This window comes from Actinoplanes sp. NPDC051633 (assembly GCF_040681735.1).
GTDB lineage: Bacteria > Actinomycetota > Actinomycetes > Mycobacteriales > Micromonosporaceae > Actinoplanes.
In genome coordinates this window covers 1-4,949 of record NZ_JBFAZH010000585.1, presented here as the reverse complement: position 1 = coordinate 4,949, position 4,949 = coordinate 1, and the positions used below count along the sequence as shown (strand labels likewise).

General features: G+C 71.5%; 4 protein-coding genes. 1 reads left to right on the top strand and 3 read right to left on the bottom strand.

The genetic code is table 11. The features are described 5' to 3' along the window. Positions 1–413 (bottom strand): EVE domain-containing protein (locus AB0M20_RS27195; protein WP_364302895.1); only part of this gene is annotated, 413 nt, incomplete at its 3' end. A 130-nt stretch (positions 414–543) separates the two neighbouring features. Here AB0M20_RS27195 and AB0M20_RS27190 point away from each other — a divergent pair. After that, positions 544–2,439: a Xaa-Pro dipeptidyl-peptidase gene (locus tag AB0M20_RS27190; RefSeq protein WP_364302894.1), complete on the top strand. Its 1,896-nt coding sequence runs from the start codon at positions 544–546 to the stop codon at positions 2,437–2,439. 62 nt (positions 2,440–2,501) lie between these two features. Here AB0M20_RS27190 and AB0M20_RS27185 read toward each other — a convergent pair whose 3' ends face one another. Both AB0M20_RS27185 and AB0M20_RS27180 read right to left on the bottom strand, forming a co-directional pair. Then, positions 2,502–3,587 (bottom strand): hypothetical protein, encoded by a 1,086-nt coding sequence (locus tag AB0M20_RS27185; protein ID WP_364302892.1) that lies wholly within the window; start codon positions 3,585–3,587, stop codon positions 2,502–2,504. Between the two features lie 105 nt (positions 3,588–3,692). Next, positions 3,693–4,919 (bottom strand): carbohydrate-binding protein, encoded by a 1,227-nt coding sequence (locus tag AB0M20_RS27180; RefSeq protein ID WP_364302891.1) that lies wholly within the window; start codon positions 4,917–4,919, stop codon positions 3,693–3,695. Positions 4,920–4,949: the final 30 nt, after the last annotated feature.

Sequence of the window (4,949 nt, the reverse complement as noted above, 5' to 3'; positions counted from 1 at the left end):
GCCGCCCACTCGTCGGCCTCGAGCCGGACCGGGTTGCGGCCACCCGGCATCCGCAGGATCAGGGCCTCGGCGAAGCGCGGATCGTGCTCGAGGGCGTCCCGCCCGATCGGGTGGTCGAGGAAGTGCTGGGTGAACTCGACCGGGACCAGCCAGCGCTCACTCTCCGGACCGTCGCCGCCGGTCCGGTACCGCTCGTCGGCGGCCCCGGCGGTCCCGAAGTACGGCTCCCCGCTGACCTCCCCGAGAGCCACGACGCCGCCTCCGGCGCCGGAGAGCCATACGGCCACCCTGTCCCCGGGCCGCATCCGTTTCCAATGCTGACGGATGGTCCACACGGTGCCGGTGCGTCCATCGTTGAAGAAGTCACGGATGCGCCAGTGCGACTCGTTGCATTGCAGCAGCCAGTACCCCATGCGGCCAGTGTCGCAACCGTACGTTGCAGCCGTCGCCGAATGCACGAACGAGTGGATCCGATCGGCATGCGCAGCGGCATCGGTGCTTTACGATGCGTCGATGTCAGGGCCACGAATGCGAAGGCTAGCGATGGCCGTCGTCGCGGGGATCGGTGCCACACTGACCGTCACCGCCACGCCGGCCGCGGCCGCTTCCACACCACACGTCCGGGGCGGGGAGACCGTGCCGGTCTACTCGTACGAGAACGCCATCCGGGAGAGCGTCTGGGTGCAGACCTCACTGGACAACGACGAGGACGGTGTGCCCGACCGGGTCGCCGTCGACATCGTCCGGCCGCGGGAGGCGGCCGACCGGCGCCTGAAGGTGCCGGTCATCCTCGAGGGCTCGCCGTACTACTCCTGCTGCGGGCGGGGCAATGAGGGCGAGCTCAAGGAGTACGACGCGAGCGGCACCATCACCAAGCAGCCGCTCTTCTACGACAACTACTTCGTGCCACGCGGGTACGCCTTCGTCGCCGCCGACCTGGCCGGGACCAACCGGTCCACCGGCTGCATGGACGTCGGCGGCCGCGAGGAGGTGGGCAGCGGCAAGGCGGTCGTGGACTGGCTGAACGGCCGGGCCCGGGCCACGTACGCGGACGGCACGCCGGCGGTCGCCACCCGCTGGACCAACGGCAGGACCGGGATGATCGGCAAGTCCTGGGACGGCTCGGTGGCCAACGGCGTCGCCGCGACCGGCGTCGAGGGCCTCGAGACGATCGTGCCCATCTCGGCGATCTCCAGCTGGTACGACTACCAGCGCTACAACGGCGTGCTTCGCGCCCCCGACTATCCCGAGTTCCTGCACCAGGTGGTCAACGGGCGGCCCGAGGCGGCCTGCGCGGCCACGGTGGCCCGGCTCGACGCGGGCAGCGACGACGCGACCGGCAATTACAACGCGTACTGGGCCGAGCGGGACTTCCGGCCGGACGCCCGCAAGGTGCGGGCCAGCGTGTTCATCTCGCACGGGCTCAACGACACCAACGTGACGACGGACCAGTTCGCACAGTGGTGGAGCCGGTTGCACGTACCCAAGAAGCTCTGGCTCCCTCAGCAGGGCCATGTCGATCCGTTCGACATCCGTCGGGCCGAGTGGGTCGACGTGCTGCACCGGTGGTTCGACCGCTACCTGCAGGGCCTGCGCAACGGGATCGACCGGGAGCCGGCGGTGACGATCGAGACGGCGCCGGGCACGTGGGTGAACGAGCGGTCTTGGCCGGCCCCCGCGGCGCGGCGGCTGAACATCGCGCTGGGTGACGGCGACGGGACGACGGGCACGCTGGGTGGTCGCTCCGGCGAGGGTTCGCGTACGTGGACGGACAACCCCGATCTGGGCGAGGCGGACGCGGTCGCGAATCCGAACTCGACGGTCCCCGGCCGGGTCGCGTTCCTCTCCGCACCGCTCACTCAGGGGGTACGCGTCTCGGGCACGCCGAGCGTGACGCTCCGCGTGCAGGTCGACAAGCCGACGTCGGAGCTGACCGCACGTCTGGTCGACTACGGCACGGCGACGCGGGTGAACTACCTCGCCGCCGGTCAGGGCATCACGACGCTGGACACGGAGTCCTGCTGGGGATCCTCGACCGCGGCCGACGACGCGTGCTACTTCGACACCGTCGAGAACGTGGTGACCGACGACCACGCGATCATCACCCGCGGCTGGCAGGACGCCGCCCACCGCGTCTCGTTGCGGTTCGTCACGCCGCTGACGCCGGGCCGGTGGTATTCGGTGACCGTCCCGATGCAGGCCACCGACCAGCGGATCGCCTCGGGGCACGTGCTCGGGCTGATCCTGCAGGCCAGTGACGTCGAGTACTCGTCACCGCAGTCGACCGGGGCGACGATCCATCTCGACCTGCGCGGCAGCTCGCTGACGCTGCCGCTGGTGGGCAGGTTGCCGAGGCCGGGAGCAACCGCCCCGGTGGTGACCACGGAGTCCGCGCCGAGCACCTTCGCACCGCGGCGCTTCCAGCCGGTCATTCCCTGATCCCGTTCCCCGGGGCGCCACAGCTTCACGGTGCCCCGGGGAACCTGACCCCGCCTCGGGCCTCAGGCGGCGGCGAACCGGCGCGCCAAGGCGTGGAACGCCCGCTTCGGCTCCCAGTGCCAGCCGTTCGCCGGGTCGGTGCCGTCCGCCCAGATGGTGCGCACGATGCTGTAGCTCGCCAGGTCCATGTCGTAGCGAGGGTTGCGGCGGTACGGCGCGTCCGGCGAGACGAAGTCGTAGACCAGCGCCGCGGCCAGGTTCATCGATGCGAAGTCGCCGAGCCGATCGGTGAGATAGCGCGCCTGGGTCTCCTCGCTGCGGACCAGGTTCCCGCGGATCTCCGGCGGCTCCTTCGTGTAGTCGACGACATCCCAGCCCATCCCGCCGTCGGCGGCCGCGCCCTCGTAGGTGCAACAACCGAACTCGGTGACCGCGACCGGCTTGCCGAGCCGCATCACCGGCGCGAGATCCCGGCGCGGCCGGTCGCCGTAGTAGTTGACGCCGACCATGTCGAACAAGGACCAGTCGACCTGCTCGTCGTGCGCGGCGCCGTAAGTCAGCCGGCCGCGGAACACCGAACGGCCGACCCGGGCGGCCCGCGCGGTGAAGGCGGTCAACCGGCGCTGCATGATCACCGGATCGAAGTTCCCGGACATCAGGTTGCGCACCCGTTCCAGCACGTCGGCACCCGGCACGATGCTGGGCACGAACAGGACGAACTCGCAGCCCACGCTGAGCACGACCCGGGCGCCGCCGCGCCGCAGCCGTTCCGCGCGGCGGCCGGTCTCGGCGACGTGGTCGAGGATGTCCGCGGGCGGCAGGTCGCCGAGCCGCGGCTGCAGCCAGACCGACAGGCCGCGCTCGGCCGCCTCGGCCGCCGTCGCGGCGAGCCGGTCCGGTCCCGTTCCGTACACCGAGATGGCGTTGGCGTGCAGGTCGCACGCGATGGCCCGGAGGTCGGCCCGCATCCGGGCGGCCGTCCAGCCGGTGCCCGCCACGTCACCGTCGCCGACGGCGTAACAGACGCCGTGGCGGACCGGCGCACGCCGACCGGCCGCGCCGGCGGGTTCGGCCGCGATCAGCGGTGCGGCCGCAACCGCGCCCGCGGCCATCAGGAAGCGTGCCCGTGAGATCTTCCCTGTCGTCATCCGTCCACGGTGGCCGAGGCGGTCCTCGATGCGCGTCGGCCATGAGTCGACGGCCGGCCGACTCATGGCGACGCTTACTGCTACTCAAGGATGCGTCCGAGAGTCTCAGCCGTTGTAGGCGGCGAAGATCCGGCTGAACTCGTACGGCTGCTGCGGGATGTTCGTGCAGCGGTAGAGCGGCCCGCTGCAGGCGTTGGCGTCCCGCCCGAGCTCCCAGAAGCTGAGCATCCCGAGGTGCTTGCCCTGCGCGAAGCTCACCAGCTGGCGCGCGTCGGCCTGGTCGTAGATGCGGCCGTCGTCGTTCGCGCCCAGCATCGGCGTGACCCCGACCATCTTCCACACCTGGGCGTCGGTGCGGCCCGGGTAGAGCGACTTGATCTGGTTGAAGGTGGAGTTCGCCGCGTCCACGGCGAACTGGCCGTAGTCACCGTTGCGGTAGTAGTCCATCGCCATGACGTTGACCAGGTCCACATTGACCCCGGCGTCGCGGGCCGAGCGGACCACGCCGAGACCGTCGGCGGTCAGGCCCTCGGGCAGCACCGGCAGCGTGAAGGACACGCGAAGCCCCGGGTTGGCGCGTTGCAGGGCGGCGAGCGCCTGCGACCGCCGGGCCACCGAGGCGGGGTCGCCGGTCGCGCCGCCCTCGATGTCGAGGTCGATGTACTTCAGGTTGTACGCACTGACCACGGCCTGATACTCGGCCTGCAGCGCGGAGACGCTGGTGCACGCCTGCGCCAGCTCGATGCCGGTGGCGCCGCCGAAGGAGATCTTCACGTCACCGCCGCGGGCGCGCACGGCGTCGATCTGGTCGCGGGCCCAGCCCTGCCGCGGGTCGTAGGCGTTGAACCACATGGCCTTGCAGGCGGACGCCGTGATGAACGCCAGCGTCACGTGCTTGAGGTTGCCGCTGCTCACCATCGCGGGCAGGCTCGGCGTCGGCCAGGATCCCATGTCGACATACGGCGCGTGCGGCAGCCCGGCGGTCGTCGGCGGCGGGTCGGTCGGCGGGGGATCGGTGGGCGGCGGGTCGGTCGGTGGGGTGCTGTCGCAGGCGCCGAGGTCCTCCCAGAGCGCCGGGACCGCGGCCGGGGTCCAGCCGGCGCCCGGCGGCGGAGTGTGGCTCTGCCGGGCGCGGTAGAGGCGGCCGGAGTACGTGACCTGGGTGCCGGCCGGGTAGTGGGTGCCCTCGGCCCAGGCCGGGGCCGTGCAGGCGGCCATGATCGTCGCGTCGGCTGCGGTGGTGGCGGCGGAGACGGCGGGGGCGGCGATCAGCGCCGCCACCAGGGTGGCGGCGACGGCGACCGGCGTCACCCACCGGTTCAAGGGTCTCATCGCATCTCCTTCTGACGGGATGCCATCGAG